At 69.4% G+C, this 26,508-nt stretch carries 23 protein-coding genes; 12 read left to right on the top strand and 11 right to left on the bottom strand.

Annotated features, from left to right (window positions below; genetic code table 11):
- Positions 1–46: 46 nt before the first annotated feature.
- Both AC07NB_RS12780 and pyk read right to left on the bottom strand, forming a co-directional pair.
- Positions 47–1,087 (bottom strand): DNA adenine methylase, encoded by a 1,041-nt coding sequence (locus AC07NB_RS12780; protein ID WP_494571417.1) that lies wholly within the window; start codon positions 1,085–1,087, stop codon positions 47–49.
- Between the two features lie 20 nt (positions 1,088–1,107).
- Positions 1,108–2,550, bottom strand: coding sequence for a pyruvate kinase (pyk, locus tag AC07NB_RS12775; RefSeq protein ID WP_494571418.1), 1,443 nt, complete (start codon positions 2,548–2,550; stop codon positions 1,108–1,110).
- A gap of 161 nt (positions 2,551–2,711) precedes the next feature.
- On the opposite strand from pyk, the gene AC07NB_RS12770 reads away from it, so the two are divergent.
- Entirely contained in the window at positions 2,712–3,737 is a 1,026-nt protein-coding gene (locus AC07NB_RS12770) for a hypothetical protein (protein ID WP_494571419.1), read from the top strand.
- Positions 3,734–4,066, top strand: coding sequence for a hypothetical protein (locus AC07NB_RS12765; RefSeq protein WP_494571420.1), 333 nt, complete (start codon positions 3,734–3,736; stop codon positions 4,064–4,066). Before AC07NB_RS12770 ends, AC07NB_RS12765 begins: the two co-directional genes overlap by 4 nt.
- Before the next feature lie 3 nt (positions 4,067–4,069).
- On the opposite strand, the gene AC07NB_RS12760 is transcribed toward AC07NB_RS12765, so the two are convergent.
- From AC07NB_RS12760 to msrA, 3 genes are all read right to left on the bottom strand, one after another.
- The gene (locus AC07NB_RS12760) at positions 4,070–5,776 is read right to left on the bottom strand and encodes an alkaline phosphatase family protein (RefSeq protein WP_494571421.1); all 1,707 of its coding nucleotides are present in this window, start codon (positions 5,774–5,776) and stop codon (positions 4,070–4,072) included.
- Between the two features lie 111 nt (positions 5,777–5,887).
- Complete coding sequence (locus AC07NB_RS12755; RefSeq protein ID WP_494571422.1) at positions 5,888–7,330, bottom strand: aldehyde dehydrogenase family protein; 1,443 nt, start codon at positions 7,328–7,330, stop codon at positions 5,888–5,890.
- A gap of 70 nt (positions 7,331–7,400) precedes the next feature.
- Positions 7,401–7,910, bottom strand: a complete 510-nt coding sequence (msrA, locus tag AC07NB_RS12750) for a peptide-methionine (S)-S-oxide reductase MsrA (RefSeq protein ID WP_494571423.1) — start codon at positions 7,908–7,910, stop codon at positions 7,401–7,403.
- A gap of 140 nt (positions 7,911–8,050) precedes the next feature.
- Here msrA and AC07NB_RS12745 point away from each other — a divergent pair, with 140 nt between their 5' ends.
- From AC07NB_RS12745 to AC07NB_RS12725, 5 genes are all read left to right on the top strand, one after another.
- Positions 8,051–8,572, top strand: coding sequence for an RNA polymerase sigma factor (locus AC07NB_RS12745; protein ID WP_494571424.1), 522 nt, complete (start codon positions 8,051–8,053; stop codon positions 8,570–8,572).
- A 37-nt stretch (positions 8,573–8,609) separates the two neighbouring features.
- Positions 8,610–9,548 carry a FecR family protein gene (locus AC07NB_RS12740; protein WP_494571425.1) on the top strand — a complete coding sequence of 313 codons (939 nt, stop codon included), beginning with the start codon at positions 8,610–8,612 and terminating at the stop codon, positions 9,546–9,548.
- Entirely contained in the window at positions 9,545–11,863 is a 2,319-nt protein-coding gene (locus tag AC07NB_RS12735; RefSeq protein ID WP_494571426.1) for a TonB-dependent receptor, read from the top strand. Before AC07NB_RS12740 ends, AC07NB_RS12735 begins: the two co-directional genes overlap by 4 nt.
- Before the next feature lie 82 nt (positions 11,864–11,945).
- A complete protein-coding gene (locus tag AC07NB_RS12730) occupies positions 11,946–12,077 on the top strand; it encodes a hypothetical protein (RefSeq protein WP_291836832.1) in 132 nt (43 codons plus the stop codon).
- Between the two features lie 58 nt (positions 12,078–12,135).
- Positions 12,136–12,618 carry an Ada metal-binding domain-containing protein gene (locus AC07NB_RS12725; protein WP_291836834.1) on the top strand — a complete coding sequence of 161 codons (483 nt, stop codon included), beginning with the start codon at positions 12,136–12,138 and terminating at the stop codon, positions 12,616–12,618.
- Here the strand turns inward: AC07NB_RS12725 and AC07NB_RS12720 are convergent.
- The 3 genes from AC07NB_RS12720 to AC07NB_RS12710 all read right to left on the bottom strand — a co-directional run bounded on the left by AC07NB_RS12720 (position 12,596) and on the right by AC07NB_RS12710 (position 18,737).
- A complete protein-coding gene (locus tag AC07NB_RS12720; protein ID WP_494571427.1) occupies positions 12,596–14,815 on the bottom strand; it encodes a TonB-dependent receptor in 2,220 nt (739 codons plus the stop codon). The two genes, AC07NB_RS12725 and AC07NB_RS12720, sit on opposite strands and share 23 nt — an antisense overlap.
- A 270-nt stretch (positions 14,816–15,085) precedes the next feature.
- Positions 15,086–15,580: a PraA/PraB family alkane oxidation protein activator gene (locus AC07NB_RS12715; RefSeq protein WP_291836838.1), complete on the bottom strand. Its 495-nt coding sequence runs from the start codon at positions 15,578–15,580 to the stop codon at positions 15,086–15,088.
- A 184-nt stretch (positions 15,581–15,764) separates the two neighbouring features.
- Entirely contained in the window at positions 15,765–18,737 is a 2,973-nt protein-coding gene (locus AC07NB_RS12710) for a TonB-dependent receptor (RefSeq protein ID WP_492312597.1), read from the bottom strand.
- A gap of 234 nt (positions 18,738–18,971) precedes the next feature.
- On the opposite strand from AC07NB_RS12710, the gene AC07NB_RS12705 reads away from it, so the two are divergent.
- Both AC07NB_RS12705 and AC07NB_RS12700 read left to right on the top strand, forming a co-directional pair.
- On the top strand, positions 18,972–20,648 hold the full coding sequence (locus AC07NB_RS12705; protein ID WP_494571428.1) for an FAD-binding dehydrogenase: 1,677 nt from the start codon (positions 18,972–18,974) through the stop codon (positions 20,646–20,648).
- Positions 20,649–20,659: 11 nt separating this feature from the next.
- On the top strand, positions 20,660–21,520 hold the full coding sequence (locus AC07NB_RS12700; protein WP_494571429.1) for a bile acid:sodium symporter family protein: 861 nt from the start codon (positions 20,660–20,662) through the stop codon (positions 21,518–21,520).
- Here AC07NB_RS12700 and AC07NB_RS12695 read toward each other — a convergent pair.
- From AC07NB_RS12695 to AC07NB_RS12685, 3 genes are read right to left on the bottom strand one after another with little or no spacing between them, the layout of a single operon-like run.
- A complete protein-coding gene (locus AC07NB_RS12695) occupies positions 21,509–23,251 on the bottom strand; it encodes an AMP-binding protein (RefSeq protein WP_494571430.1) in 1,743 nt (580 codons plus the stop codon). The genes AC07NB_RS12700 and AC07NB_RS12695 overlap by 12 nt on opposite strands.
- Complete coding sequence (locus tag AC07NB_RS12690; protein WP_494571431.1) at positions 23,248–23,673, bottom strand: DUF2147 domain-containing protein; 426 nt, start codon at positions 23,671–23,673, stop codon at positions 23,248–23,250. Before AC07NB_RS12690 ends, AC07NB_RS12695 begins: the two co-directional genes overlap by 4 nt.
- The gene (locus tag AC07NB_RS12685) at positions 23,670–24,410 is read right to left on the bottom strand and encodes a Coq4 family protein (RefSeq protein ID WP_291833440.1); all 741 of its coding nucleotides are present in this window, start codon (positions 24,408–24,410) and stop codon (positions 23,670–23,672) included. Before AC07NB_RS12685 ends, AC07NB_RS12690 begins: the two co-directional genes overlap by 4 nt.
- 107 nt (positions 24,411–24,517) lie before the next feature.
- Between AC07NB_RS12685 and AC07NB_RS12680 the strand changes: the two genes are divergently transcribed.
- The 3 genes from AC07NB_RS12680 (at position 24,518) to AC07NB_RS12670 (ending at position 26,480) form a co-directional block, all read left to right on the top strand.
- Positions 24,518–25,132, top strand: a complete 615-nt coding sequence (locus AC07NB_RS12680; protein WP_291833437.1) for a TetR/AcrR family transcriptional regulator — start codon at positions 24,518–24,520, stop codon at positions 25,130–25,132.
- A 126-nt stretch (positions 25,133–25,258) separates the two neighbouring features.
- Positions 25,259–25,708, top strand: a complete 450-nt coding sequence (locus AC07NB_RS12675; protein WP_494571432.1) for a MerR family transcriptional regulator — start codon at positions 25,259–25,261, stop codon at positions 25,706–25,708.
- On the top strand, positions 25,698–26,480 hold the full coding sequence (locus AC07NB_RS12670; protein WP_494571433.1) for an SDR family NAD(P)-dependent oxidoreductase: 783 nt from the start codon (positions 25,698–25,700) through the stop codon (positions 26,478–26,480). Before AC07NB_RS12675 ends, AC07NB_RS12670 begins: the two co-directional genes overlap by 11 nt.
- Positions 26,481–26,508 lie beyond the last annotated feature (28 nt).

The raw sequence follows: 26,508 nt of genomic DNA, 5'->3' as shown, positions 1-26,508 counted from the left end.
AACGGTTCCATGGCGGACACAACGGCCCCGGACTCCGACCGTTCCCTTAAGCGGCGTCGGCGAGGTCCAGCCGGCGCTCGCCGACCACGAACAGGTATTCCACGTTGCGCAACCGTCCGACCGTCCCGACCTTCTCACCCTTGGGGCTGTGGATGCCGATGCGGGCGCCGACGTAGCGCGGCCGGGCGATCTCGATCACCTGCACCTCGCCGCGCGTGGACAGCATGGCCACCAGCTGCTCGCGGCTCAGATAGCCCTCGTCGTTGAAGGACACGACCAGGTTCGGCGCCTTCAGCCCGCCGATCACCGCCTCCAGCGCAGGGCCGATGCCGGGGCGGCTGTTGAAGGCGCTCTTGCGGGTCTTCACGTCGATCCGCTTGTTGGCGACGCCATAGGTCTCGGGCTTGTCCCAAAGCACCAGGCTTTCCCAGCAGTGATAGTTCCCCAGATAGGAATGCTGGTTGTAGGGCGGATCCAGGTAAACGAGGTCGGCCTCGATCTCCGGCGCGATCTGCACCGCGTCCGCATGGGTCGCCCTGCAGACTCCGCCCGCGACACCCGGCAGGATGTCCGGCATGCGCAATTCCAGCGGCTTCAGCGCCCTCGGGGCCCAGGTCTTCATATAGGCCATCTGCAGGCCCGCCGTGGAATCCACCCGGTCCGCAGCCTCCATCAGGGCGACCAGGGCGATGGCCTCCAACTCCGGCTCAAGCGCCAGGGCGGTGATCCGGTCGCGCATGGCGTCCACCACCGCGCCGTTGTCGGGATGGAAGAAGCGGGCGTCCTCGCAGAAGGCCTTGGTGAACCAGCCGCGCGCCGGCGTGACCGTGCGAAGCTCGGCCAGCACGGCCTCGGCCCGCTCCAGCCAGCGCTCGCGGTCGGCCTGCACATAGGCGGTGGCCAGGGTGTGGGCGTAGGCGTTGTGATCGTTGGACCAGACCCGGAAGCCCTGTCCCTTCAGCGCGTGCCCCACCCGGGCCGAGCCGGAAAACAGGTCGCAGACCGTCCCGCCCTGCGGCAGCAGGGTCGCGACCGTCGCTGTCACCTGGCCCAGCAAGGCGCGCTTGGAGCCGATGTATTTGATCAAGACGCCCCCTTCGCGAGGGATCAGGCGCGGCCCTTGCCGCCCTTCTTGGTCGGAGCATGCGCCAGACGCAGCAGATTCGCAGCCCCCGGCGCGCCGAAGGGCGTGCCCGCCAGGATCAGGATGCGCTGGCCGGGCTCGGCCAGGCCGTAGGTCATCGCGCTGTTCACCGCGTCCTCGGTGACGTCCTCCAGCGAGGTCGGCTCCTTGCCCAGCCGGGTCTCCAGTCCCCAGACCAGCGCAAGACGGCGCGCGGTGTCGGGATTGGGCGTCAGGGTCAGGATCGGCTGCAGCGGCCGTTCGCGGGCCATGCGTCGAGCGGTCCCGCCCAGGGTCGTGAAGACCACGATACAGGCCGTCGCCTGCGAGTCCGCGGCCTTGCGGGCGGCGGCGACCAGGGCGTCGACGTCGTGTTCCTCCATGCCCGCGTGCTCGGCGTCCATCAGGCTGGGCCACAGGGGATCCTGCTCCACCCGCTCGATGATACGGCTCATGATGCCGACGGCTTCCAGCGGATAATGGCCCGAGGCGGTCTCGGCCGACAGCATCATCGCGTCCGCGCCCTCATAGACGGCGTTGGCGACATCGGACGCCTCGGCGCGGGTCGGCGCCGGCGACGCGGTCATCGATTCCAGCATCTGCGTCGCCACGATCACCGGCACGCCGCGCTGGCGGGCGGCGCGGATGATCTGCTTCTGCGCCACCGGGACCTCCTCCGGCTCCAGCTCGACCCCCAGGTCGCCGCGGGCGACCATGACGCCGTCGCAGTAGTCCAGGATGCTCTCCAGCTGGGCCAGGGCCTGCGGCTTCTCGATCTTGGCCAGGCAGGCGGCCCGTCCCTTCACCAGTTGCTTCAGCTCGGCCATGTCCTCGGCCTTCTGGACGAAGCTGAGGGCGACCCAGTCCACGCCGATGCGCAGGGCGAAGGCCAGGTCCTCGCGGTCCTTGGGGGTCAGGGCCGAGACCGGGATCACCGCCTCGGGCACCGCGACGCCCTTGCGGTCCGACAGCTTGGAGCCGCTCTCGACCGTGACGTCGGCCCAGGTGTCATGGCGCTCGCCGACGCGCAGCCGCACCCGCCCGTCGTCCAGCAGCAGCAGCATGCCGGTGCGCAGCGCCTTGAAGATTTCGGGGTGGGGCATCTGAACCCGCGTCTCGTCGCCGGGCGTCGGGTCCAGGTCGAAGCGCATCTTGTGGCCCGGCTTCACGTCGATCTCGACTTCGGCGAAGCGGCCCAGGCGCAGCTTGGGCCCCTGCAGGTCGGCCAGCACGCCCAGCGGACGCTTCAGCGCCAGTTCGGCGCCGCGCACGGCCTTCAGAGCGGCGGCGTGGTCCTCGTGTGAGCCGTGGCTGAAGTTGAGGCGGAACACGTCCACCCCCGCCTGGGCGAGGGCCTTCACCGTACCGGGCGCCCGGCTGGCCGGTCCAAGGGTGGCGACAATGCGCGCGCGCCGGGCTCTGTTCATCGTGTGGTTCCGGCCTGTGAGAGGATCGAGCGCCCCTTGTGCCTATGAAACGCGGAGCGGGTAAGGCCGCTCCGGTTCCCGAAACACGAAGTTATGAGTGAATCTCGGGGCTTGATTTCAACCAAAAATGGATATCAATGTTATCTGCACGGGAGGCGTTCATGAAAACCAGGGTCCTGATCGTCGGCTTGTCCATCGGTGCGTTGGCCGTCAGCGGCTGCGTCTCACCCAAGATCGCGGCGGCGCAGAAGCTGGGCGTCGCGGGCGTGGAGGCCAGCGCCGGCCTGCTGACCTCGGCCACCAGCGTCGAAAGCGGGTTCCAGGAGTCCCTGCGCCAGGATCGCTTCCTTCGGGCCCTGCAGACCCAGACGCCGTTCGTACGGCTCGCACCCGGCCAGACGCCGCCCTGCTACATTCCGCCGGGCCCGCCGGTGATCACCGCCGTCCCCGCCTCCAGCCCGGATCCCGCTGTCGATCGCGTCGCGGCTTCGCTCAGGGCGAGGACAAACCTGGCCAGGTCGCTGGTCCAGACCTACGCCAGCTGGAACAGCCTGGCGGACTACGACGCCTACGGCCAGGTCCAGGCCGGCGTCGATGGCGTGGTAAGCGCCGCCAACACCTTGCGGGCGCAATGGAACCTGCAACCGATCTCCAAGGGCGCGGGCGCGATCGCCAGCGGCTTGGCCGGCGCCTGGGCCAGCGACCACCAGGCGGAGCGCCTGCTGAGCTCGTCGCGGGACATCAGCGCGGCGCTGAAGGGATACCGCGAGGCCCTGGCTGTCGGCGCGGGCCCGACGGTCTCGGTCATGAGCAATCAGGTCGGTCAGCGCTACGACCTGACGGTGGCTCTGTGGCGGCGCGGCTATCTCGACGCCAACACCCTGGTCGCCAACCTCGGGCTGGCGGGCGAACTGACAGTGCTGCCCGCCTCGCCCGATCTTCGGTTCAACGCCGCGGATGAGGGGACCTGCCGGACCATCCAGACCTACCTGGACACCGAGAAGCTCCAGCGGATCGACGCCGCGGCGAGCGACTATCAGAGCCAGATCGACGTGGTGGACGCCCTCATCGGCCTTCACGACCGGTTCGAGAAGGGCGACGGCATGTCCATCGCCCACATGGACGCCCTGATCGACAGACTGACGGCCATCGCCACCCTTCTGGGACCTGAGGAGGCAGAGGAATGAGAAGCGCCACGCCGGAGTTCAAGGAGATCGAATCCGCCTGGTTCATCATCCGGGCGCGGTTCGACGATCTCAGCATGATGGCCCCGACGGCCGAGGCGCGGATGCGATTGCTCGACGACCGGGACGGCGCGCGCGACGCCTATTATCTCGCCCTGAGCAAGGCCTTCGACCAGGGCGACGGCTTCGTCAGGAACACGCTCAAGGCGCTGAAAGACGCGAACACGAAACTGCAGACGGCCTTGGCGGATATTACGGATCTGGTCGCGGTGCTGGGCTTGATCTCCTCCGTCGCGCAGCTGATGGCGGCGCTGGCGGCCATGGGAACCTGAGCTCTATCGGAGCGGACAGGTCGCGCCGCCGGGCGCCTGCAGATCGATGCAGCGGCCGTCCAGGCCGGCCGGGGTCTGCACCCCGATGATCGGCGCCAGGGTCGGGGCGATGTCGATGGTGCGGATGGGCAGGAAGCGCTCCTGCCCCTGCGCGCCCGGCCACCAGAAGATGATCGGCACGCGGCGGTCATAGTCCCAGGGCGTGCCGTGATTGGCGATGGTGCCGCCGACCCGGCCGCCCGAGACCACGTTCTCGGCCAGGGCGATGATCAGGTCCGGCGAGCGCTCGGCCACGGTCGACAGCCGCATCCGCTGGCGCACGGCCATCAGGTCCGGCGTCAGAGTCGCGGGCGGCAGGGGCTCGGCCAGCAGCACGTCGCGACTCTCGGCGAACGCCACGTCCGCATTGGCGCGCAGCAGCGGCAGGGCCGCCTCGATGATGCGAGTGCGCAGCGGCTCCGGCAGGCCCTTGTGATCCTTGTCGCCGACCATCAGCCCGCTGCCGCCCGAGGACAGGGGGTCGTAGTCCAGGCCGAACTGGGCCTTCAGCGCGCCGTTGATGTTCGCCAGCCGTTGCGGATCGGCGCGATGGGCGTGCGGATAGCCGCGCACGGCCAGCCGTTCGACGAAGTCCGAGCCTCCGTGGTCCGCGGTCAGGACGACGATGCTGCCCTGTGGCAGGCGCTGCAGGAAACGGCCCAGCGCCGCGTCGAGGCGGTACATCTGCTCGCACATCTCCGGTCCCTGGGTGCCGAAGCTGTGGCCGATGCGGTCGGTCCCCGACAGGCTGACGCCCAGCATGTCGACCACGCCGCGGCGGCCCAGCTGCTTCGTCTCCAGCAGTTCGGTCGCGGCCTCCAGCGTCAGCTCATCGAGCATGGGCGAGGTGTCGAGCGCGAAATTCTGGGGCGGCAGGTCGGAATGGAAGGTGCGTCCGTTGATCCGCCAGTCGCCGGTCAGGCGGCGGCAGACGTCGTGGGTGTAGGTCCAGGCGGCGGGCGTGACGCGCAGCCGCTCGGCGATGCGGGCGTTCAGCGCCGCCACGGGCGCCAGCCGCGCCTCGGGCGTCTGGCCCGGCTCGACATAGGTCGTGAAGCCGAAGCCGTCGGTGTACCAGAAGGCCCCGTCGCCGAGGTGGCCGTTCAGATTGATGGCGCCGCGGTCCTTGCCCGACACCGCATAGACGCGGCTCTGCGGACTGGCCGTCTTCAGCCAGTCGGCCAGGGTCGTGACCTCCAGCTGCCCGGGGCCGACCGGACCGTTGTCGCTGGTGTCGTCGCCATGGGCCAGATGGTTGGCGGGCGCGGCCAGGCAGTAGACCTCTTTCCCCGTGGCCGGATCGACCCAGTCGTTGGCCGGAATGCCGGTGCGGGCCGGGTTCATGCCCGTCAGCACGGTCGAGTGGCCGGGGCAAGTCTCGGTCAGGCCGTGCTGCTGGAAGCCGTTGGCGTGGACCCGGCCCTGCTGCGCCAGCACGGCCAGACCGCCGGTGAAGTCGTCGCGGTACTGGTTGAACAGATTGGCGCTGAACTGGTCGATGACGAGGGTCACCACCAGCGTCGGCCGGGCGGTCGATTCGGCGACCGGCGCGGCGACGGTCGCGGGCTCCGACGGCGCAGCGGCGTCCGCCGGCCACCAGCCCTGAACGGTGCTGCAGGCGCCCAGCGCCAGAAGGCTCACGGCGGCGAGGGCGGTTCGAACTCGGTTCACTCGGGCGTCTCCTGCGATGCCGCCGCCTAGCCTGTCCGCGCGACAGCTCTGCGACAGCGGCGGACCGCTACCGTGAGACGCCGCCTTCGGCTAGCCCCGACGGTTCGCCGGTCAGTCCGCGCTGTAGCTGGTCTTGGTCTGGGTGAAGAACTCCGCCGCCGCGAAGCCCTGCTCGCGCGCGCCGTAGCTGGACGACTTCGTCCCGCCGAACGGCACGTGATAGTCGACCCCCGCCGTCGGCAGGTTGACCATGGTCATTCCCGCCTTCGCCCGACGCTGGAAGTCGCGCGCGTGCTTCAGCGAGCTGGTGACGATGCCCGCCGACAGGCCGAACTCGACCCCGTTGGCGATCTCCAGCGCCTCTTCGTAGCTCTTCACGCGGATGGTCGAGGCGACGGGTCCGAAGACCTCCTCATTATTGATCCGCATGTCCGCCAGGGTGTCGGCGATCAGGGTCGGCTGGACGTACCAGCCCGGCTTGTCCAGCTTCAGACGGTCGCCGCCGGTGACGATCCGGGCGCCTTCACTGCGGGCGACCTCGACGTAGCTGTAGGCGGTCTCCATCTGGGCCTCGCTGACCGCCGGGCCCATCTGGGTGTTCGGATCCAACGCGTCGCCGACCCGCAGGGCGGCGACCTTCTCGGCCAGCAGGGCCACGAACCGGTCGTGAATTCCGTCCTGCACGATCAGGCGGCTGGAGGCGGTGCAGCGTTGGCCGGTCGCGAAGAAGGAGCCGTCCAGGGCGATGTTCACCGCCCGCTCCAGATCGGCGTCGTCCAGCACGATCAGCGGGTTCTTGCCGCCCATCTCCAGCTGCACCCGGGCCTGGCGCGCGACCGTCCCGGCCGCCACGCCCGCGCCGACGCCCTGCGAGCCGGTGAAGGAGACCCCGACGACATCCTTGTGATCCACGATGGCCTGACCCACACGGCCACGGCCGATGACCATGTTCATGACGCCCTTGGGCAGGCCCGCCTCGTGCAGGATGGCGACCAGCGCTTCGGCGGTGGCCGGGGTCGGACCGGCGGGCTTCAGCACCACCGTATTGCCGAAGGCCAGGGCGGGCGCGGCCTTCCAGGCGGGGATGGCGATGGGGAAGTTCCACGGCGTGATCAGGCCATAGACGCCGACCGGCTGGCGATAGGTCTGGATCTCCACGCCCGGCCGGGTCGAGGCCAGGTTCTGGCCGTGCAGGCGCAGGGCCTCGCCGGCGAAATACTTCAGGATGCGGGCGGCGCGGGCGGTTTCGCCGACGCCTTCCGCCAGCGTCTTGCCCTCCTCGCGCGACAGCAGTCGGCCGACGCTTTCGCGGCGCTCCATCAACAGGTTGCCGGCGCGGTCCAAAATGTCCGAGCGCACCTCGGGCGAGGCGTCCGCCCAACTGGGAAAGGCCGCCTTGGCCGCCGCGACCGCGTCGTCGACGTCCGAAGCCGAGCCGTCGGGTGTGCGGGCTACGACCTCGCGGGTGTCCGACGGATTGATGCTCTCGGCGGGCCGATCGCCGCTCGTCCGCTCGCCGTTGATCCAGTGCGAAAGGTCGAGCGTGTCGGTCATGGAAGGCGTTCCCTGCAGAAGTCGGTCGTACGGACGCGGCCCCATCGGGACCGCGTCCGCCGACCGCGCCTCAGGCCGCCGGCTTCAGCGTCCAGTCCGGGCGCACGAAGTGGCAGGTGTAGCCTTCCGGATAGCGCTCCAGATAGTCCTGATGTTCAGGTTCGGCCTCCCAGAAGGGCCCGACCGGCTCGACCTCGGTGACCACCTTGCCCGGCCACTGTCCGGACGCCTCCACATCAGCGATGGTCTCAGCGGCGATGCGCTTCTGATCCTCGTCGGCGTAGTAGATGGCCGAGCGATAGCTGAGCCCCCGGTCATTGCCCTGCCGGTTCAGCGTCGTCGGATCGTGGATCTGGAAGAAGAACTCCAGCAGCTGCCGATAGCTGATCTCCTTCGGATCGAAGACGATCTCGATGGCCTCGGCGTGGGTTCCGTGGTTGCGGTAGGTGGCGTTGGGCACGTCGCCGCCGCTGTAGCCGACGCGGGTCGAAATCACGCCCTTGTAGCGCCGCAGCAAATCCTGCATGCCCCAGAAGCAGCCTCCCGCCAGAACGGCGCGCTCGGTCGTCTCGCTGCCCATGATCGGTCCTTTCTTCGCGCGCCCTCGCGGCGCGGCTTCCGTCTTGAAATAGGCGCTCGCGGAAGCGAGGAAAGGCTCGACTGGCGCAACGGCGGTTTTGTCCAGATTTCGTCCCTATTGAAAGGCTATGGCCCGCGCGCATGAACGCGTCGCCCGACATCCCGGCCGCAGGCCTCGAAGCGGTGTTCACCGAGATGCGCCCGGCGCTGATCCGACGGGCGTCGGCCATGGGCGCGGGCGGCGACGCCGAGGACGTGGTCCAGGATGTCTGGCTCAAGATCGGCAACGCCGACGGGCCGGTCGCCAACCCCCAGGCCTATCTGCTGCGCATGGTCTACACCGCCGTGCTGGACCGGCGCCGCGGCATGCGGAGGACGGCGGCGCGGGATGCGGCCTGGGCCAGCCCGGCCAACCTGCCCGAGGACGCCGTCGAACCGGCGGACGCGGAACGCCGCCTGATCGCGGTCCAGGCCTTGGCGGCGGTCGAGGCGCGCCTGGCCGCCGTCGGCGATCCGGCCGCGGCCATTTTCCGCCGGCACCGCATCGACGGCGTCACCCAGCGCCGGCTGGCCGAGGAATTCGGCATGGGCCTGAGCACCATCGAGAAGCATCTGCGCAAGGTCTATGCAGCGCTTCTGGATCTTGAGGGGGACGGGGCATGAGGCGAATCGGCTTCGGCGGCGTCCCGGGGGCATGGGGATGAGCGCCACGACCAGAATTATCGAACGTGACGCCCTGGACTGGCTGGTCCGGGTCAACGATCCCGACTTCGATCAGTGGGACGCCTGGGAGGCCTGGCTGGCCGCCGACGCGCGCCACGCCGAGGTCTATTGGCGGCTGGCCGAGGCCGAGGGCGACGTGGTCGAGGCGCTGAAGACGGCTCCCGCGCGGACCCTGCCGACGATGCGGGCCGGCCGCGGCTTCGTCTTCCCCCGCCGGGCCGTGATCGCGGCGGCGGTCGGCGTGCTGGCCCTCGGCGTGGCGTGGATCGGCTGGAGCGCCCGCCCGCAGCCGTGGCTGATCGAGACCGCGCCCGGCGAGCAGCGCACCGTCACCCTGGCCGACGGCTCCCAGGTCGTGCTGGACGGCGCGACCCGGCTGACGCTGGATCGCCGCAAGCCACGCCAGGTGTCGCTGGAGGCCGGACGCGCCCTGTTCGAGGTCGAGCACGACGACGCCCGCCCCTTCCTCGTCGCGGTCGGCGACACGACCCTGACCGACCTCGGCACCGTCTTCGACGTGACCCGCCTGCAGGACGGCGCGCGCGTCTCGGTGTCCGAAGGCAGCGTCCAGGTTGACGCCGGATCCGCCCGGACGGTCCTCAATCCCGGCGACAGCGTGGTCTCCAGCCTTCGGGGTCTCGAGCGCGGCTCGGTGGCTCCGGAAGACGTGGACAGCTGGCGCGAGGGTCGTCTGTCGTGGAACGACGAGCGCATGACCGTGGTGGCCCAGGACCTGGGCCGCGCCCTGAACCGGCCGGTCACCGTCGCGCCCGGGCTGGCCGACCGCCGCTTCAGCGGCAGCCTGACCACCACCGCCCCGACCGCCGACCAGAAGTCGCGGCTGGAACTGCTGCTCGGCGTCACCATCACGGAGGCGGGCGAGGGCTGGCGGCTGGAGCCGCGTCGGGCGCCGTGACGGTCGCCGCTTGGCTGGCGGTCGGGCTGCTGACGGCTCAGTCAGGCGCGCCACAGACGTTCGACGTGCGGGCCGGCCCCGCCGTCCCCGCCATCAACCGTCTGGCCTCCCAGGCCGGGATCGACGTGGTCATCGCCGCGGACCTGTCCGCCCGGCGGACGCCGGAGCTGCGCGGGCGGATGACGGCGGAAGCGGCGCTTGAACGCCTGCTGCGTCCGCTGGGCGCCCGCGCCGTACGGATCGGCGACGGCGTCTACCGGATCGAAACCGCCCCGCGCGCGCCGCTGCGCCCCGCTTCCCCGCCCCCGCGGCAACCCGTGCCCGCCGGACCGACGACGCTGAGCGAGGTCGTGGTCACCGCGGTTCCGCCGGTCGGGCTTCGCGACGGGGCCGGACGAAGCCTGCTGGCGCCGGGCGCGCTGGACCGGGTCGCGGGCGCGGCCGCCAGCGAGGCCGTGGCCGATCTGTCCGCGACGGTGGACTCCACGCGTCAGGGCCTCGGCCGCAACAAGCTATTCGTGCGGGGCCTGTCGGATTCGGCCATGAACGGCCCGCTGCAGGCGACGGTCGGCCAGTATCTGGGCGACCTGCGGCTGAGCTACGGCTCTCCCGACCCCGACCTGGCCCTCATCGACGTCCGCCGGATCGAGGTGTTCGAGGGCCCGCAGGGCACCCGCTTCGGGGCCGGCTCCATCGGCGGCGTGCTGCGCATCCAGCCTGAATCCCCGGCCCTGTACGAAACCTCGGCCCGCCTCACCACCGGGGTGGGCGCGACCTCGGGCGGGTCGAACAGCGGCGAGGCGTCCCTGGTGGTCAACCAGACCCTCGGCGATCAGACCGCTGCGCGGCTTGTCGCCTACGTCCGCCACGACGGCGGCTTCCTCGACAACCCCGGCCGGGGCCGCCAGATGGACGGGGTCGACACCATCGGCGGCCGCGTCGCCCTGCGCTGGACCGACGAGACCTGGACCATCGACCTGGTCGGCCTGGCCCAGCGCGTCTCGGCCGACGACGCCCAGATCGTCGCCGTCGATGACAACAGCTTCAGTCGCTCCAGCCGGGTGCTCGAACCGTACGAAAGCACCATCGCCATCGCCGGACTGACCGCCCGCCGCCGGCTGGGCGGCGCCACCCTGACCTCGGCCACCAGCGTGTCGCGGCAGGAGTTGATCGAGCGGTTCGACGCCAGCCAGCCCGGCGACCCCTTCCCCAGCGCGGTCGACCGGCGCCAGACCATCACCGCCCTCGCTTCCGAGGCGCGGGTCGACATCACGTCCGGCGGCGGCTGGACCCTGACCGGCGGCGGCACGGTCGCCCTGGGCGAGACCCTGGTCGAGCGCCGGCGGCTCACGCTGTCGCCGACCGACGCCAAGGCCGGCGGCGCGGACCTGAAGCGCAGCTTCGCGGAGGTCGCGGCCTTCGGCGAGGCGGCGCTCGCGCCCACCCCCTACTGGCGTGTCGCCCTCGGCGCCCGTCTGTCCGCCGTCCGCATCGACAGCGACATTCACGACGTCGTCGTCAATCTGCGGGTCGGAAGCGATCACCGGGGCGTCACCTACCGCCTGACCCCCAGCCTGTCGGCGCGCTGGGACGTGTCGCCCGCCGTCACCGTCTTCGGCCGGTTCGAACAGGCCGTGCGCCCCGCCGGGGTCAACGAGGCCGGCGGGGCCTTCGCCCGCTACCAGGGCGACCGGGTGACCCTGCTGGAGCTGGGCGCGCGCACCCGCGACGACTGGAACGGCCTGTCGGGTGAGGTGTCAGTGGGCTGGATGGACTGGCGCGACGTGCAGGCCGATATCGTCACCGAGGGCGGCGATCTGGTCACCGACAATGTCGGCGACGGGGTGATCCACTTCATCTCGTTGAAGGCGGCCTGGCGACCGGCCTCGAATTTCGAGGTGTCCGGCGGCGTGTTCCTCAACGAAAGCAGCCTGACCCGGACCCGCTTCAGCACCATCGGCGGCGGCACGACCGATATCCCCAACGTCGCCCCGGTGGGCGCCCAGATGAGCGTCGACTGGGAGGCGGGGCGGATCGCGACCCTGCCGCTGCGGCTGGGCGCGGACTTCCGCTACATCGGCCATTCGCGGCTCGGCGTCGGTCCGATGCTGGACGTGCCGCAGGGCGGCTACCTGCGCTCCGAGCTGACGGCGCGGCTGGGCGACGAACGCCGGGCCGTCACCGTGCGCCTGTCCAACCCCTTCGACACCACCGGGATCCGCTACGGCATCGGTTCGCCCTACCAGCTGTCCGAGCCGCAGGCCGTCCCGGTCCGGCCGCTGACGCTCCGGCTGACCTTCGACGCCGCCTTCTGAAGAAATTCGGACCGACGCCGTAAGGCGTCCCGCGCGACGCGGCGTCCTTAGAACAGGGCGGCGACTTCAGTGCGAGTATTTCATGATCAAGACCGTCATCGCGGCCTCGGCGCTCGTCACCGCCGACCGTGGGATCACAGACTTCTTCAGAACCGGCGGGTCGCGGGTCACCCCAGCCCCCCAAGGCCCCACCGGCGATCTTCGCCGCTTCTGAATGAAGGGATGGGCGCGCTGCATAGCCCCCGATTGGCGCGCCCATCCTCCCCCACATCATGGAACACGCTTCAAACACCGTCGGCGCGCACGCGCCGCGCCGGAGCCGCCTTGACCAACTCTATCGGCGCGACCCGCGCGCCGAGGGCCGGTTCTGGTATTCGGTCGTCACCACCGGCGTCTATTGCCGCCCGACCTGTCCGGCCCGGCATGCGCGGCCTGAGAACATCCGGCTGCACGACACCCTCGACGAGGCCCGTGCGACCGGCTTCCGCCCCTGTCTGCGCTGCCGTCCCGAAGCCCCCTCGCTGGGCGACCACCACCGGGACCTGATCCAGGCCGCCTGCAGGCTGATCGAGATCAGGGGCGCCGCCCCGCCCTCCCGCGACCTCGCCGAGGCCGTGGGACTGAGCCCGTCGCACCTGTACCGGCTGTTTCGCCGTCTGACCGGCACGACCCCTTCGGCCTACGCCCGGGCCCTGCGCGCGCCCGGTCGACCGGAACCGTCGGCGGCGAGGCTCAGAAGCGCCGGCTTAGACTGAGGCGGACCATGCGCCCCAGCGGGTCTTGATCGTCGCGGCCGTATCCCGGAACCGGTCGGCCGTCGCCGCGCGTGGCCTCGGGCCGCGCGTCGAACAGATTGTCGATCTGCAGCTCGATGCGCACGCCGCCGTCCCGCCGCGGCCTGGCGCCGTCCTGGGCGGCCGGGGCGGCGCGCTCCAGAAGATAGCTGATCTTGAGATCGATCGCCGCGAAGGCGGACCGCTCGATGTCGTTCGGCCCGTCCACCCCGATGTCGCGCCGGATGCGTGACGCGCTCTGCCAGCGCGCGCTCGCGTTCAGGCCCCAGTTCCCCCGACGGCCGTCGACCTGCAGGTTGACCTGCTGCCGCGGCGCCCCGCCGCCGTCGCCGGCCAGGCGGTCCAGCTCCGGCAGGCCCGGATGCAGGATGGCGGTGCTGGCCAGCTGCCAGGTGTGGTTGATCCCGAACTGCAGGGAGGGCGCGCCCGAGCGCCGCCTCCCGCCTCCGAAGGGAACGCTGAAGTTCAGGCCCGAAGTCAGGGTTTCCGACAGCGTCGAGCCGAGGTTGATCGGCCTCTGGTCGATGTTGACCAGCCGACCGCCCGGCTCCCGTATGAAGAGCTCCGGGAAGGCCGCCTCCACCGCCGGGGTGAGATCGGGAACCGGTCCGATGCCGTCGGTCGAACGGTTCCTCTGGAACCCGACACGGCCGCGCACGCCCCATGAGGTGAAGGGACCCGCCGACGCGGACAGGGAGAACCGCTCCAGCGTCTGGCCCCGCAGATCGGGATTGCCGCCCAGGATCGGCAGCACCTCAACGGACTCGCCGGTCTGGAAGTCGAACACCACCCTGGGCGGGCCGAAATAGACCGGATCGAACCTCTGGGATGACGAGGGATTGTCGGTGGACCGGGACCACAGGCCGTTGAACCTCAGCTTGCGGACGGGCGCCCAGGCCAGGCCGACGTTCACCCCGTCGCCCCTGCCGGCGTCGTCGTAGAAGCCGTCCGCCGTGACCCCGAGCGTCAGCGACAGGTCTCCCATGGACAGGCCGCCGTCTTCCCCGGGCGACGCGGCCTTGAACAGAGGGATCGCCAGATTGCCCCTCAGATCCAGGGACTGGGTCGAGCGGGCGTCGGCCGCGTCGCGGGTCACGCGGGATCGGCCGTATCGCGCCGCCAGGGTGGTGATGACCGGGCCGGCCGGAAGCTCGATCAGGGGGCGGTTCGCCTTCACGTCCGCGCCCATGGACATGTTGCGCGAGCGGGAGTTCGCGATCCCCTCCTGCTCGGCGTCCGATATCGCCCCGCTCAGGCCGACCTGAACCGACCATCCCGCGGCGTCGCCGGTCACCCCGCCGGACAGGCCCAGGCTGTCTACGCTTCGCCGGGTCTCGACGGTCTCCGTCCCGGCTCGGGAGGTGAAGCGGTCGCGTTGGACCCGGGCGTCCCCGCTGAGGGAACTGGACCAGTCGCCGAACGCCTTCGTCATCGAGAAATTGGCGTTGACCGCGTCCGTCGCCGGCCGAAGGGTGACGCCGGCGCTTTCGGGATGGTCGCGCAGATAGTCCGGGCGCTCGTCGGCGCGAAGAGAGGTGTCCCGGGTCAGCTGGACGCCGAACTGGCGGGTGTCGCTTTCCACGATCTCGGACTGGCGGGCGTCCAGGCCCAGGGACGAGTTCCCCCCCTGCGTCGGCGCCGAGGCCCTGACGAAGCCGTCGCGGCTGGTGAATCGCGGTTGCAGGACGATGTTCAGAACCCGGCGGGTCGGCGCCTCCCCGTACAGCGAAGCGGCCTGCTGCGGCAGAACCTCGACCCGCACCAGGGCGTCGGTGGGAAAGCGCAGGAAGTCGCGCGCGTTCACGACCCGGCGGCCGTTGACGATGATCGCCGGCGTTTCGTCGAAGCCCAGGGACTGGCTCAGCCGCCCCAGCGCCTCTCCGATGTCGTAGGCGCCCAGGTTGTCGATCTCGGTCGCATCCAGCTCCATCTCGGGGGCCAGGGCCGCCGCGCCGCGGCGCGGGCCCACGACCACCATGCCCTCGATGTCGACGACGTCGGGATCCTGGACGGCTGCCGGCGGCTCTTCACTGACGGGGGCTCGGGGAAGCACGTCAGGCGCGGTCGCGCCGGAAGGCGGTGCGGCGGATTGGGGCGCGGCGGCCTGGGGCGCGCCCAGCACGCTGGAGACAACACAGATCAGCGGCAGCACGGCCATGCCGACGACCTAGCGGCGTCGCGCCGGATCGGCGCCGGGCTGCGGGCGCATTCGTCGATGATGGAGCGGGCGGAGGACGGAAAGCCAGGGCGCCATATACTATCCATCCTTGGCTACGACGCCGCCGGTCCCGGGCGAAACGCCTCCGAGAAGACCGGAATACCGTCCAGGCCGCAACATGATCCCAAAAAGCGTCGCCAGACCTCCCGCACAACCCCAAGGCGGCGCGTGTGGAAGGCCTGGCGAACTATCAGCGATAGGACTGTCGGATTACGACAGCGTGATCGCGGAGTTTCCGGTCGTGGCGAAGCCCTCGATGTAGCAGGTCATCGGGAAGCCGAAGACCGTGCCCGCAATGCCCTGACGGGGGATGGTCAGGGTGTTGCCGACATAGGTGCCGGTGACGGTGCCGGCGCAGGTGCCCAGCAGCGAGACTGCGGAGATGCCCGTGACGGTGACGTTGGTGCCGCCGGTCGGGGTGATCGTCCAGTTGGAGTTGTTCAGGCCGACGTTGTCACACAGGCTGTCGCCGTCGAGCAGGGTGTTGGGCGGGCTGACGTCGATCACCGCGTTGGCGCCGCCGCTCGGCACCGAACCCGCGAAGCCATCGATATGGCAGGTCAGTTCCTGGGTCTGTTGGACGATGAACTCGGAGTCCACGATTTCGAAGGCGCCGGCGGGGCTGAACGACTGGGCGTTAGCGAACGAGGCGGCCGCCATGACGGCCACGAAACAGGAAACGGCTGAAGCGGTACGAATAATCATCAGAACCTCCCTTGTCTCCGCGTTGAGTGCGGATACAGAACGCTATCAACACCTATGAAAGTATTCAACCAGAAATCGGCATTTTAACTATCTTTACAACCTTAGCTATAAAGTATTCGTTGCACGATTCATCGCCTCGCAGAGAATAAACCCTGCGAGGCGACATCGATTTCTGAACAGGGGTCTAGAATCTTTTCGTGACGTTGAATCCAAAGATGCGAGGGTCGTTGATGAACACGTTCGTCGTCAGCATCGAGTCATCACTATTCGTGAATGCATCCACGATGGACTCGTTATCGAGCACGTTCTTGACGTAGGCGCTCAGGACCAGAGAGTTCTGGACGTTCTCGACAGAGATCGATAGGTTCAGGTTGTCCCAACCTTTGATCCGGTCGTACTCGGTGTTGTAGACGCGGAAATAGCTCTCGGCCTGGCGGTAGTAGTCGCCGCGCAGCGTCGTTTCCCAATCCCCCATGAACCAGGTGTATTGGGCGCCGATGTTGGCGGTCCAGCGCGGCGCGTTCGGCAGCTCATTGCCGCTCAGGTCGTCGTAGAAGCCGCGCCCGCCGTTCGGGGCGTCCGTCAGCGGATTGTAGGTGAAGCCGTAGGTCTCATAGAAGCGGAAGCTGCTCTGGATCGCCGGCGTGAAGGTGCCGAACCGCGACGAGCCCGCGCACAGGGCGGCCAGGGCGTTCCACGCCTGGCTCGGATCGGGCTGCATCCTCAGGATGGTTTCCACGTGCCGTGTCGGCGCCACGCAGTTCGACGGCACCTGGATCCACGGCCGCAGCAGGGTCCAGTCCGCATTGCCCTGCGTCCGGTTCATCACGTCGATGGACTGCTCCCCGTCCCCGACCCGGGTCTTCAGGAAACCGAGGTTGCCGTCGATGCGGAAATTCTCGGTGACCTGGAAGATGCCTTCGAGCTCCAGCCCCATGGAGGTGGCGTCGAAATTCTCGTTCAGGGAGATCCGGTCGACGATCTGCGAGACCTGGTAGTCTTTGTATTTATAGTAGAATGCGGTCGCGTTGAGCCGGACCCGCCCGTCGAAATAGTCGCCCTTCACACCGATCTCGAGCGCGTCGACGTATTCCGGATCGAAGACCTCGGCCAGGGGCTGGTACTGGATCACCGCCGGGTTGATGTCGGCGCGGGGCGGGTTGGTGCCGCCGCCCTTGTAGCCGCGGGCGTACGACCCGTAGACCATGACGTCTTCGTTGACGTGCCAGTCCAGGACCACCCGTCCGGTGACCGCGTCCCAGCTCTGTTCGATCGGATCCCCGGCGACGAAGCCGCGCCGCACCGTGCCGCCCGACGACGGACCGAAGCCCAGCTGGGTCCAGGTCCCCAGCAGAAGCTGGCTCGGATAGGGCGTCGTCGTCTTCGTGTCGCTGGTGTAGCGCAGGCCCAGCGTCAGCTTCAGATCGTCCCTCAGATCGATGTAGGATTCGCCGAAGATCGCCCAGGACTCGGTCTCGACCTCGTTCTTGCTGCGGAAATAGTTGTGGCCCTCGCCGTTGATGTTCCCGAGGGGATTGGGATCCACATAAATGCATTCGAAGTTGGTGACGCTGTCGTCGCAGGTGACCGGAATGCGGTTGGACAGCGCGCCGTTGTAGAAATACTCGGCTAGGAAGCTGAACAGGTTGTTGAAGACGAAGTAGTCGTCCTTCGTCTCGAACTTCAGGTAGTTCGCGCCGATATTGAAGTTGACGCCCGAGTCGAAATTCGTCTGCAGCCGGAGCTCTTGATAGAACTGGTTGTTCTCGGACCGGCTGAGATCCACCGACAGCATCCGGTTCGACGGGCCGAGCTGCGGATCGGTGTAGATGCCGCCCGGCGTCGCCGGGTTCGGGATCAGGACGCCCTGACGATTGTAGATCATCGAGCTGTCATTGAAGATCGGATTCGTGACGTACCGGTTGTAGTCCTGCGATGAGTAGTAATTGTCCTTGGTGTAGGCGGTCTGGGACACGATCTGGATCGTGTCGGTCGGGTTGAACTCCATGTTCAGCTGGAACACGTCGTTCTCGGCGCGGAACACCGGATCGTAGGACGTCGAGATCTCCCTCAGGTTCCGGCTCTGCGAAAGCCCCTCGTAGGGGTCCTGGTTCGCATTAACGAAGGTGAAGGACCTGCGCGTGGCGGCCACCGGGGTCGTGAAGCCGCTTGAGACGCCGAAGGCGCTGGCCAGGAACATCTGCGCCAGACCGGCCCCGTTCGGCACGCCATAGGCGGCGTCGTCATACAGGGAGCCCGCCTGGCAGCCCTGGCTCATCCGGCCCCGAAGGGAAACATTGGTGACCGACTGCGCACCGACCTGGGTCGGGCCCGGGTCGCGCGTACACAGCTGCTTGCCCGTGCGCGACCGGTTGTCGTCCTCCTCGAAATGCTCCCAGATCAGGTTGGCGTTGAAGCGTTCGTTGGGCTCCCACGCCGCGGACACCCGGGTCGCCCACAGACTGCGGCCGTTCACGTCCGTGTCCAGGAAGGTGTTGTGGTCGAAGCCGTCGCGTTCGGTGAACGACCCGGCGGCGCGGATCCAGAAGGTGTCCGACACCGGGATGTTGATCATCGCCTGGCCGCGCGTCGAGACATAGTTGCCCAGCTCGAACCGGGCCATGGCGTCGAAATTCGGCCCCGGCAGATTGGGGATCATATTGACCACGCCGGCCGTGGCGTTGCGTCCATACAGCGTGCCTTGCGGTCCGCGCAGCACCTCGACCCGGCTGACGTCCAGGTATTCCTGCTCGAACAGGCGGTTCCGGATCAGGGGGCTGTTGTTGAAGCTGACCGCCACGGCCGGGTCGGAAGCGGCCGAAATGGCCTTGGTCCCGATCCCCCGGATCGAGAAATTGTACATGCTGAAGTTGTTCTTGGAGAAGCTGACGTTCGGGACGGCGCGCAGCAGTTCCGAACCCCCTTCAATCCGCAGATCGTCCAGAACCTCGGCCGAAAAGGCCGACACCGCGATCGGCACGTCCTGGATCGCCTGCTCGCGCTTCTGGGCCGTGACGATGATCTCATCGAGGGTGGCGGCTCCCGGATCGGCTTGCGGTTCGGCGGTCTGGGCCAGGGCCGGCCCCGCCGCCATGAACAAGGCGGTAGCCGAGGCGGTGATAGCCAGACGCGCGCGAATACAGGCCGATGAAGCCATGGTGTCCCTCCCGAAACGCGCCATTCCCCAACAGCGCGCTAATGTACGTTTCCTCCCGTCTGGTCTTTTCCGCGTGATGGGACGGGACCATCAGCGGTTGCCTGCAACTTCGCACTACTAACTCATATGTCAATACCTACTGACAGCGATGTGCGTTGACCTTACGGCAACTTCCCACATACTATTTACATCAATGTAAATCTTGGCGATGGTCTACCGACGGGGGAGGATCGGATGAACTATGACGCCATCATCGTGGGCGCGGGCCTGGCCGGCCTGGTCGCGGCCAACGAACTGGTCCAGGCGGGCCGCCGCGTGGCCGTGGTGGATCAGGAGAACCCCGCCAACCTGGGCGGTCAGGCCTACTGGTCCTTCGGCGGCCTGTTCCTGGTCGACAGTCCCGAGCAGCGGCGGCTGGGCGTCCGCGACAGCGTCGACCTGGCCTGGTCGGACTGGCGGGGCAGCGCCCAATGGGACCGGCTGGACGGCCCTCTCGCCGAAGACGAATGGGCCGCGCGCTGGGGCCGCGCCTATGTCGAGTTCGCGGCGGGCGAAAAGCGCGACTGGCTACGCCGCCATGGCATCCGGCTGACCCCCATGGTCGGCTGGGCCGAGCGGGGCGACGGCCGGGCGGACGGCCACGGCAATTCCGTCCCGCGGTTCCACGTGGCCTGGGGCACCGGCACCGGCGTGTCCGAACCCTTCGCCCGGCGCGCGCTCAAGGCGGCGAAGCGCGGCCTTCTGACCTTCCACCATCGCTGCCGCGTCGATGCGCTGATCGTGGAGGCGGGACGCGTCACCGGGGTCTCGGGCGCGCGGCTTGAGCCGGACGATGCGCCGCGGGGCGCGCCGTCAAACCGGACAGAGGTCGAGGCCTTCGCCCTGCGCGCGCCTGTCGTGCTGATCGCCACCGGCGGCATCGGCGGAGACCATGATCGGGTGCGGCGCTTCTGGCCCGACCGGCTCGGGTCCCCGCCGCGCGAGATGCTCACCGGCGTGCCGGCCTATGTCGACGGGCGGCTGCTCGATATCGCCGAACAGGCCGGCGCCCGCCTCGTGAACCGGGACCGCATGTGGCACTACGTCGAGGGCGTCCGGAACTGGAACCCGGTCTGGCCCCGGCACGCCATCCGGATCCTGCCCGGGCCGTCGTCGATCTGGCTGGATGCGCTGGGACGGCGCCTGCCCTTCCCCGCCCTGCCCGGCTACGACACCGTCTCGACGCTGCGTCATCTGCGCACCACGCCCGACCTGACCGGGCACGACCATTCCTGGTTCATCCTCACCCAGAAGATCATCGAGAAGGAGTTCGCCCTCTCGGGCTCCGAACAGAACGGCGACATCACCTCGGGCAGCTGGCTGCGCGTGCTGAAGACCCGCCTCGGCAAGGGCGCGTCGCCCGAGGTCGAGGCCTTCAAGACCCGGGGCGCCGACTTCGTGATCGCGGACGACCTCGAAACCCTGGTCGCGCGCATGAATGCGCTGACGCCGACGCCGCTGCTGGACCCCGACTTGGTGCGCCGCCAGATTGAGGCCCGCGACGCCCAGATGGCCAACCCCTACGCCAAGGACGTCCAGATCCAGGGCATCCACAACGCGCGCCGCTATCCCGGCGATCGTCTGGCGCGGGTCGCCAAGCCGCACAGGATCCTCGACCCTGCCGCCGGCCCCCTGATCGGGGTCAGGCTGCATGTCCTGACGCGCAAGAGCCTGGGCGGCCTGCAGACCGACCTCGACAGCCGGGTCCTGCGCCCGGACGGCGCCGTCTTTGAAGGCCTCTACGCCGCCGGCGAAGCGGCCGGCTTTGGCGGCGGCGGCCTGCATGGCTACAACGCTCTGGAGGGCTCCTTCCTGGGGGGCTGCATCTTCTCCGGTCGGGCCGCGGGCCGGGCCATGGCCGCTATCGTCTGAGGGATCCCTGAATGGAATTCGCCGCCGTCGCACTGCCCCTGGCCCTCGGGGTGATCATGTTCGGCCTGGGGCTGGACCTCACGCCCGCCGACTTCGCCCGCGTCGCCAGACAGCCCAAGGCGGCCGGCGTCGCTCTCGCCTGCCAGCTGCTGCTGCTGCCCGCGCTCTGCTTCGCCCTGGTGCTGCTGTTCCGCCTGCCGCCGATCCTGGCGGTGGGGATGATGCTGCTGGCGGCCTCGCCCGGCGGAACGACGGCGAACCTCTACAGCCACCTGTTCCGGGGCGACGTGGCGCTGAACATCTCGCTGACGGCGATCAACTCCGTCATCGCCGTGGTGACCCTGCCGGTCATCACCAACCTGGCCATCGCCTTCTTCCAGCCCGGCGACCTGTCCGTCGGCCTGCAGTTCAAGAAGACGCTGGAGGTCTTCCTGATCGTCCTGGCGCCGGTGGCGCTGGGCATGACCGTGCGGGCGCTGAAGCCGGCCTTCGCCAAGGCCATGGACAAGCCCGTGCGGATCGCCTCGGTGGCGATTCTGGTCCTGGTGATCATCGGGGCGTCGGTGAGCAGCTTCGACCTGCTGGCGTCCAACTTCGCCCTGCTGGGCGGGATCTCGGTCGCCTTCTGCGGTCTCAGCCTGGCGGTCGGCTACGTCGTGCCCCGCCTGCTGCGGATCGAACAGCCGCAGGCCGTCGCCAGCGCCTTCGAGGTCGGCATTCACAACGCCACCCTCGCCATCGTCGTCGCCCAGGCGGTGCTGGGGCGGCCGGACATGTCGCTGCCGGCCGCGGTCTACGGGGTGCTGATGTTCCCGGTCGCGGCGCTGTTCGGACTGTGGATCACCCGGCGGCGGGCCGCCTCAGCCGCGTAGTTCGCGCCGCAGCACCTTGCCGACCGCCGATTTGGGCAGGGGCTCGCTGCGGAACTCGACCAGCCGGGGGACCTTGTAGCCGGTCAGGTGCTCCCGGCAGTGGGCGATCAGGGCCTCCTGCGTCAGGGCGTCGGAGCGCGGCACGACGATGATCTTGACCCGCTCGCCCTGGACGGCGTCCGGCACGCCGATCGCGGCGACCTCCTCGACCATCGGGTGGGCGGCCACGACGTCCTCGATCTCGCTCGGATAGACGTTGAAGCCCGACACCAGGATCATGTCCTTGATCCGGTCGACCAGGCGGACCCGGCCGTCGGCCTGCATCACGCCGATGTCGCCGGTGCCCAGCCATCCGTCCGGCGACAGCACCTTCGCCGTCTCCTCCGGTCGGTTCCAGTAGCCCCGCATGACCTGCGGCCCGCGCACGCACAGTTCGCCCGGCTCCTCCAGGCCGCACCAGCCGCCGTCTTCCCGGCGCATCCGCACCTCGGTCGAGGGCACGGGCAGGCCGACGGTCCCGTCGAACCCCATGCTCCCGGGCTGGTCCAGGTCGACATAGCCGATGCACACCACCGGCGAGCATTCCGTCAGGCCGTAGCCCTCGATCAGCGGCGCCCCGGTGGCCGTCTGCCACGCCTCGGCGATCACGCGCTGGGTCGCCATGCCGCCGGCGATGGTCAGCTTCAGGTCGGAGAAGTCCCGGGTGCGGAAGCCCGGCGTGCTCAGCAGGCCGGCGAACAGGGTGTTCAGCCCGGCCATTCCGGTGAACCGCTCCTTGCGCAGCACCCATTCCACCCCTTTGGCGTCGCGCGGATTGGCGATCAGGATGTTGCGGCCGCCGACCCCGACGAACATCAGCAGGTTCGCCGTCAGGGAGAAGATATGGTAGAGCGGCAGCATGGTGACGTTGCCCACCGCCTGCTCCGGCGGGATCTGGCTCATCACCCACGCCCGCCCCTGCAGCACATTGGCCAGGACGTTGCGGTGGCTCAGCATCGCGCCCTTGGCGACGCCTGACGTGCCCCCGGTATATTGCAGGAAGGCCAGGTCGTCCGGGCGGCGCTCGACCGGCCGGAACCCCGTCCGCCGTCCCTGCGCCATCGCCCGTCCCCAGCGCTCGGCCTTCAGCACGCCGGTCGTCTTCCGGCCCGGCGCGCGCGCCGTCATGGCGTTCACCGCCCAGCGCCTGGGCGCCGGCATCATGTCGCCCATGCCGGTCAGCAGGACCTGACAGACGGCGGTGTCGCGCACCCCCTCTTCCAGCGTCGCGGCGAACAGGTCCATGGCCACCAGGACCACAGCCCCGCTGTCGGCCAGCTGATGCCTCAGCTCCCGGGCCGTGTAGAGCGGGTTCACATTGACCACCACGCCCCCGGCGAACAGAACCCCGAACAGGGCCACCGGATACTGAAGGCAGTTCGGCATCATCAGGGCGACCCGGTCGCCGGGCTCCACGCCCACCGACTGCAGCCAGCCCGCGAAGGCCTTCGCGTCCGCCAGGGCGCGGCCGTAGGTCACCTCCGCCCCCAGGCTGACGAACCCGACGCGGTCGGCGAAACGGCGCGAATCCGCCTCGAACAGCTGATGGACGCTTGACCAGCGCGCCAGGTCGTCCTCGATGCAGGCGGGCACGCCGGGCCGATAGGCCGCCGTCCAGAACCGGCCCCTCCACAGGGTGTCGGCGGCGGCGTCCCCGGCGACGGTCGTCGTTTCCAGGAGCTCCAGCGTCACCGGACCCTGCGCCACGTCTGGGTGCGGCACAGCAGGCGCGCGATACACCCCCGCACGGCCAGGGAGTCGCCGACCAGGGTCACCGTGCCGGTCGCGGCGCTCTGCCCGCTGTTCGGGTCGTACAGCGGGCCGGCCCGCCACTCGGTCGGGCCGCCGGTGAGGTTCTGCAGCACCGCCAGTCCCCGCAGGGGCCGGTCCCGAAGCGCGGCGTCGCGATTGCGGACGTCCCTCTGGTTCGGATCGCGCCGCAGCGGCGCGGCGTCGACCAGCCGTCCGCACAGGGTCGCGCCGCAGCGCTGGATTTCAACCACCCCGCCCTCGGCGGGCGTACGCCAGCGCCCGAGGATCGAAGCCTCCTGCGAGACCGCCGGCGACGTCGCTCCAACCAGTATCAGAACGCCGACGACGGCCGCCCGGATCACCCCATCCTCCCGTAGGCGTTGCGGGCCTCGACCGGCACGCGCTCATACACGGTCGGCGCGGTCAGGTTCAGCCGCGCGCGGGCGCTGTCCAGCGGTTCGGCGAACAGGGCCTCGTAATCCAGGCCCGGCAACCAGGCCGCCCGGCGTCCGCGGACCCAGGCCTGCAGAATGGCGCGGGCGCAGGGATAGCCGGTCTTGGCCCTCACGAACTCCACCGCCACGCCCGCCGCGATCACGCCGAAGCCGGGGCTGCGGGTCTGCGGCAGCGAGAACGCCACCACGCAGGCTTCGCCCAGGGCGTCGGTCCGGTATCCGGTCAGCACATGCCAGATGTCGTGCACGTCGCGCAGACGCCGCGCGTACCAGGCGTGGGGGTGGGCCGCCTCGATATCGGTGTCGGCCACCTTGCGGCTCTCGTCGGCCAGTCCGTAGGCGGAAAAATTGCGCTCCTCGATGAACGCCAGATAGGCCCGTCCAACGCTGCCTTCCGGGAAGGCGCGCAGCCAGTCCTTGTCCTGCAACCGGTCGGCCAGCTCCGTCATCAGGAAGGCCTGGCGTCCGCCGTCGGCCTGGTCCAGCATCTGCTGGTAGCCGCGGCGGACCGAGCCGCCCGCCAGGGCGTTCATGATCTCGAAGACCTGGGTGGTGTCTTCCTTGTCCGCGATCAGCCGGCGCAGGGCGCGCCAGGCGCGGACCGGTTGGACACGGCGGGGCTTCAGCCGCGTCGGGGGGCTCACGTTGCGATCGAACGCCATTTCCCCAACCATTGATTCGGCAGTCACTTGCTCTCTCCGCATGCTGGGCTTAACCAAGCCGCTTATCTACATGGATGTAACTTACATAGATGTCAATACCATCTCCACGCCGCCGCCGCCGCACGCCTGAAGAAGCGCGCCTAGAGGCGATCATGTGTGCGCGCGCGCGCCTGCTTTCGGGCGGGCCGGATGCGGTCACGCTCAAGGCCGTGGCGGACGACATCGGAGTGACGCACACCAACCTGATCCACCATTTCGGCTCGGCCGCCGGCCTGCAGTCGGCGCTGATGGGCTCGATGGTCGCGGACCTCGCCCAGGCGCTCGACACCGCCATCGTGCGCCTGCGCACCGACGAGGGCGCGCCGCTGGAGCTGGTCAACGCCGTGTTCGACGCCTTCGCGGAGGGCGGCGCGGGCAAGCTGGCGGCCTGGATCGTTCTGAAGGGCGACCTTTCCCAGCTGGAGCCCGTCCGGGACGCGGTGACCGGCCTGGTGCACGCCATCCAGGAGAAGCTCGGCGATCCCGACGGACAGGCCCACGCCCGCATCTCGGGTGCCGTCCTGTTCATCGCGCTCAGCGCCTTCGGCGAAGCCCTGATCGGCCCGCCCCTGCGCGATATGCTGGATCAGGACGAAGACTCGAGCCGCCGGGTCATCGCCGGCCTCCTGCCGCACTTCCTGCTGAAGCCCGCCCAGGCGGAGTGACCGCCCGCGGGCGTTCGCCTTCGACCGCCCGACCTTCCACAGAGGGTGACAGGCGCGCGCCCATGTGGCTTGCAAATCCGGACTGATCATTGCAGGTTCGGTTACGCAAGTGACGGAGAAAGAGCCATGACGGTCGTGCCCCTGCCCCCGAGACCCGCCAGAACCGCGGCGGCGAGCCCGGCGATCAGCATTCGGGAACTGGCGGCGCGGACAGGAACGACCCTTCGGGCGCTGCGGCACTATGAGGACATCGGCCTGCTGACCGCCGGACGCCGCCCCTCCGGCGCGCGGTGCTACGATTCGGAGCAGCGGCGCCGGGCGGCGCTGATCGCCCGGCTGCGCCGCCTGGGCATGCCGACGCCCGACATCGACGCCGCCCTGACGGCAGCCTCGGGCGAACAGATCGTCACCCGCTTCCTGTCGTCGGAGATCGCCGCCGCCGAGGCGCGCCTTCGGGACCTGCGCACCGCCATTGACGAGCTGGAGGCCGGCGGGCTGGAGGGCCTGGGGGCGGGGACCTCGCCCGCCTCCGTCGCCACTGTGGATCGCTCGGCGAGGCTGCGTCATGCCCGCTGACGCCCACCCCTCGGGTCGCCTTTCCGACCGCCACGTCCTGATCACCGGCGCCTCGTCCGGCATCGGCGAACACCTGGCCCGGGTCGCCGCGCGCGAGGGGGCCAGGGTCACCGTCGCCGCCCGCCGCACCGACCGCCTCGCCGCCGTGGTTGACGCCATCCGGGCCGAAGGCGGGGACGCCTTCGCCGTGGCCATGGACGTCGCCGACGAGGCCTCGGTGATTGCCGGAATCGCTGCGGCGGAGGCCGCCCTCGGCCCGCTGCACACCGCCTACGCCAACGCCGGGATCGGGCTGCCGGGACTGGCGCTGGACGCCCTCGTCGCCGAGTTCGACCAGATGTTCGCCGTCAATGTGCGCGGCGCCTTCCTGACCGCCCGCGAGGCGGCCCGGGCGATGAAGGCCAACGGCGCGGCCGGGGCCGGTCGCGGCCGCATCGTGCTGATCGCCTCCATCGGCGCGCAACAGCAGCTTCCCGGCCTCAGCGGCTATTGCGCCTCCAAGGCGGCCGTCGTCTCCCTGGGCAAGTCGCTGGCCCGCGAATGGGCGCGCGAGGGAATCAACGTCAACTCGGTCTGCCCCGGCTATCTGGAGACCGAAATGAACTCGGACTGGTTCTCCAGCCCCGGCGGCGAGAAACAGATCCGGGGCTTCCCGCGCCGTCGGCTGATGCCGGGCGACGGACTGGATCCGACCCTGATCCTGCTGGGCTCGGACGAGGCCGCCCCGATCACCGGCGGGGTCTTCATCATCGACGACGGCCAGTCCCTGTGAGCGACGGCCCTGTAAGTGCTGACGGCGG

This window comes from Brevundimonas sp. GW821-FHT09G01, assembly GCF_059416065.1.
The sequence above is the reverse complement of the archived record's forward strand: the minus strand, read 5'-3'. Positions and strand labels throughout refer to the sequence as shown.

Coding starts and splice junctions, on each gene's coding strand:
- pyk (WP_494571418.1), bottom strand. CDS start 2,550: ATGAACAGAGCCCGGCGCGCGCGCATTGTCGCCACCCTTGGACCGGCC.
- AC07NB_RS12770 (WP_494571419.1), top strand. CDS start 2,712: ATGAAAACCAGGGTCCTGATCGTCGGCTTGTCCATCGGTGCGTTGGCC.
- AC07NB_RS12765 (WP_494571420.1), top strand. CDS start 3,734: ATGAGAAGCGCCACGCCGGAGTTCAAGGAGATCGAATCCGCCTGGTTC.
- AC07NB_RS12755 (WP_494571422.1), bottom strand. CDS start 7,330: ATGACCGACACGCTCGACCTTTCGCACTGGATCAACGGCGAGCGGACG.
- msrA (WP_494571423.1), bottom strand. CDS start 7,910: ATGGGCAGCGAGACGACCGAGCGCGCCGTTCTGGCGGGAGGCTGCTTC.
- AC07NB_RS12745 (WP_494571424.1), top strand. CDS start 8,051: ATGAACGCGTCGCCCGACATCCCGGCCGCAGGCCTCGAAGCGGTGTTC.
- AC07NB_RS12740 (WP_494571425.1), top strand. CDS start 8,610: ATGAGCGCCACGACCAGAATTATCGAACGTGACGCCCTGGACTGGCTG.
- AC07NB_RS12730 (WP_291836832.1), top strand. CDS start 11,946: ATGATCAAGACCGTCATCGCGGCCTCGGCGCTCGTCACCGCCGACCGT.
- AC07NB_RS12725 (WP_291836834.1), top strand. CDS start 12,136: ATGGAACACGCTTCAAACACCGTCGGCGCGCACGCGCCGCGCCGGAGC.
- AC07NB_RS12720 (WP_494571427.1), bottom strand. CDS start 14,815: ATGGCCGTGCTGCCGCTGATCTGTGTTGTCTCCAGCGTGCTGGGCGCG.
- AC07NB_RS12715 (WP_291836838.1), bottom strand. CDS start 15,580: ATGATTATTCGTACCGCTTCAGCCGTTTCCTGTTTCGTGGCCGTCATG.
- AC07NB_RS12710 (WP_492312597.1), bottom strand. CDS start 18,737: ATGGCTTCATCGGCCTGTATTCGCGCGCGTCTGGCTATCACCGCCTCG.
- AC07NB_RS12705 (WP_494571428.1), top strand. CDS start 18,972: ATGAACTATGACGCCATCATCGTGGGCGCGGGCCTGGCCGGCCTGGTC.
- AC07NB_RS12700 (WP_494571429.1), top strand. CDS start 20,660: ATGGAATTCGCCGCCGTCGCACTGCCCCTGGCCCTCGGGGTGATCATG.
- AC07NB_RS12680 (WP_291833437.1), top strand. CDS start 24,518: ATGTCAATACCATCTCCACGCCGCCGCCGCCGCACGCCTGAAGAAGCG.
- AC07NB_RS12675 (WP_494571432.1), top strand. CDS start 25,259: ATGACGGTCGTGCCCCTGCCCCCGAGACCCGCCAGAACCGCGGCGGCG.
- AC07NB_RS12670 (WP_494571433.1), top strand. CDS start 25,698: ATGCCCGCTGACGCCCACCCCTCGGGTCGCCTTTCCGACCGCCACGTC.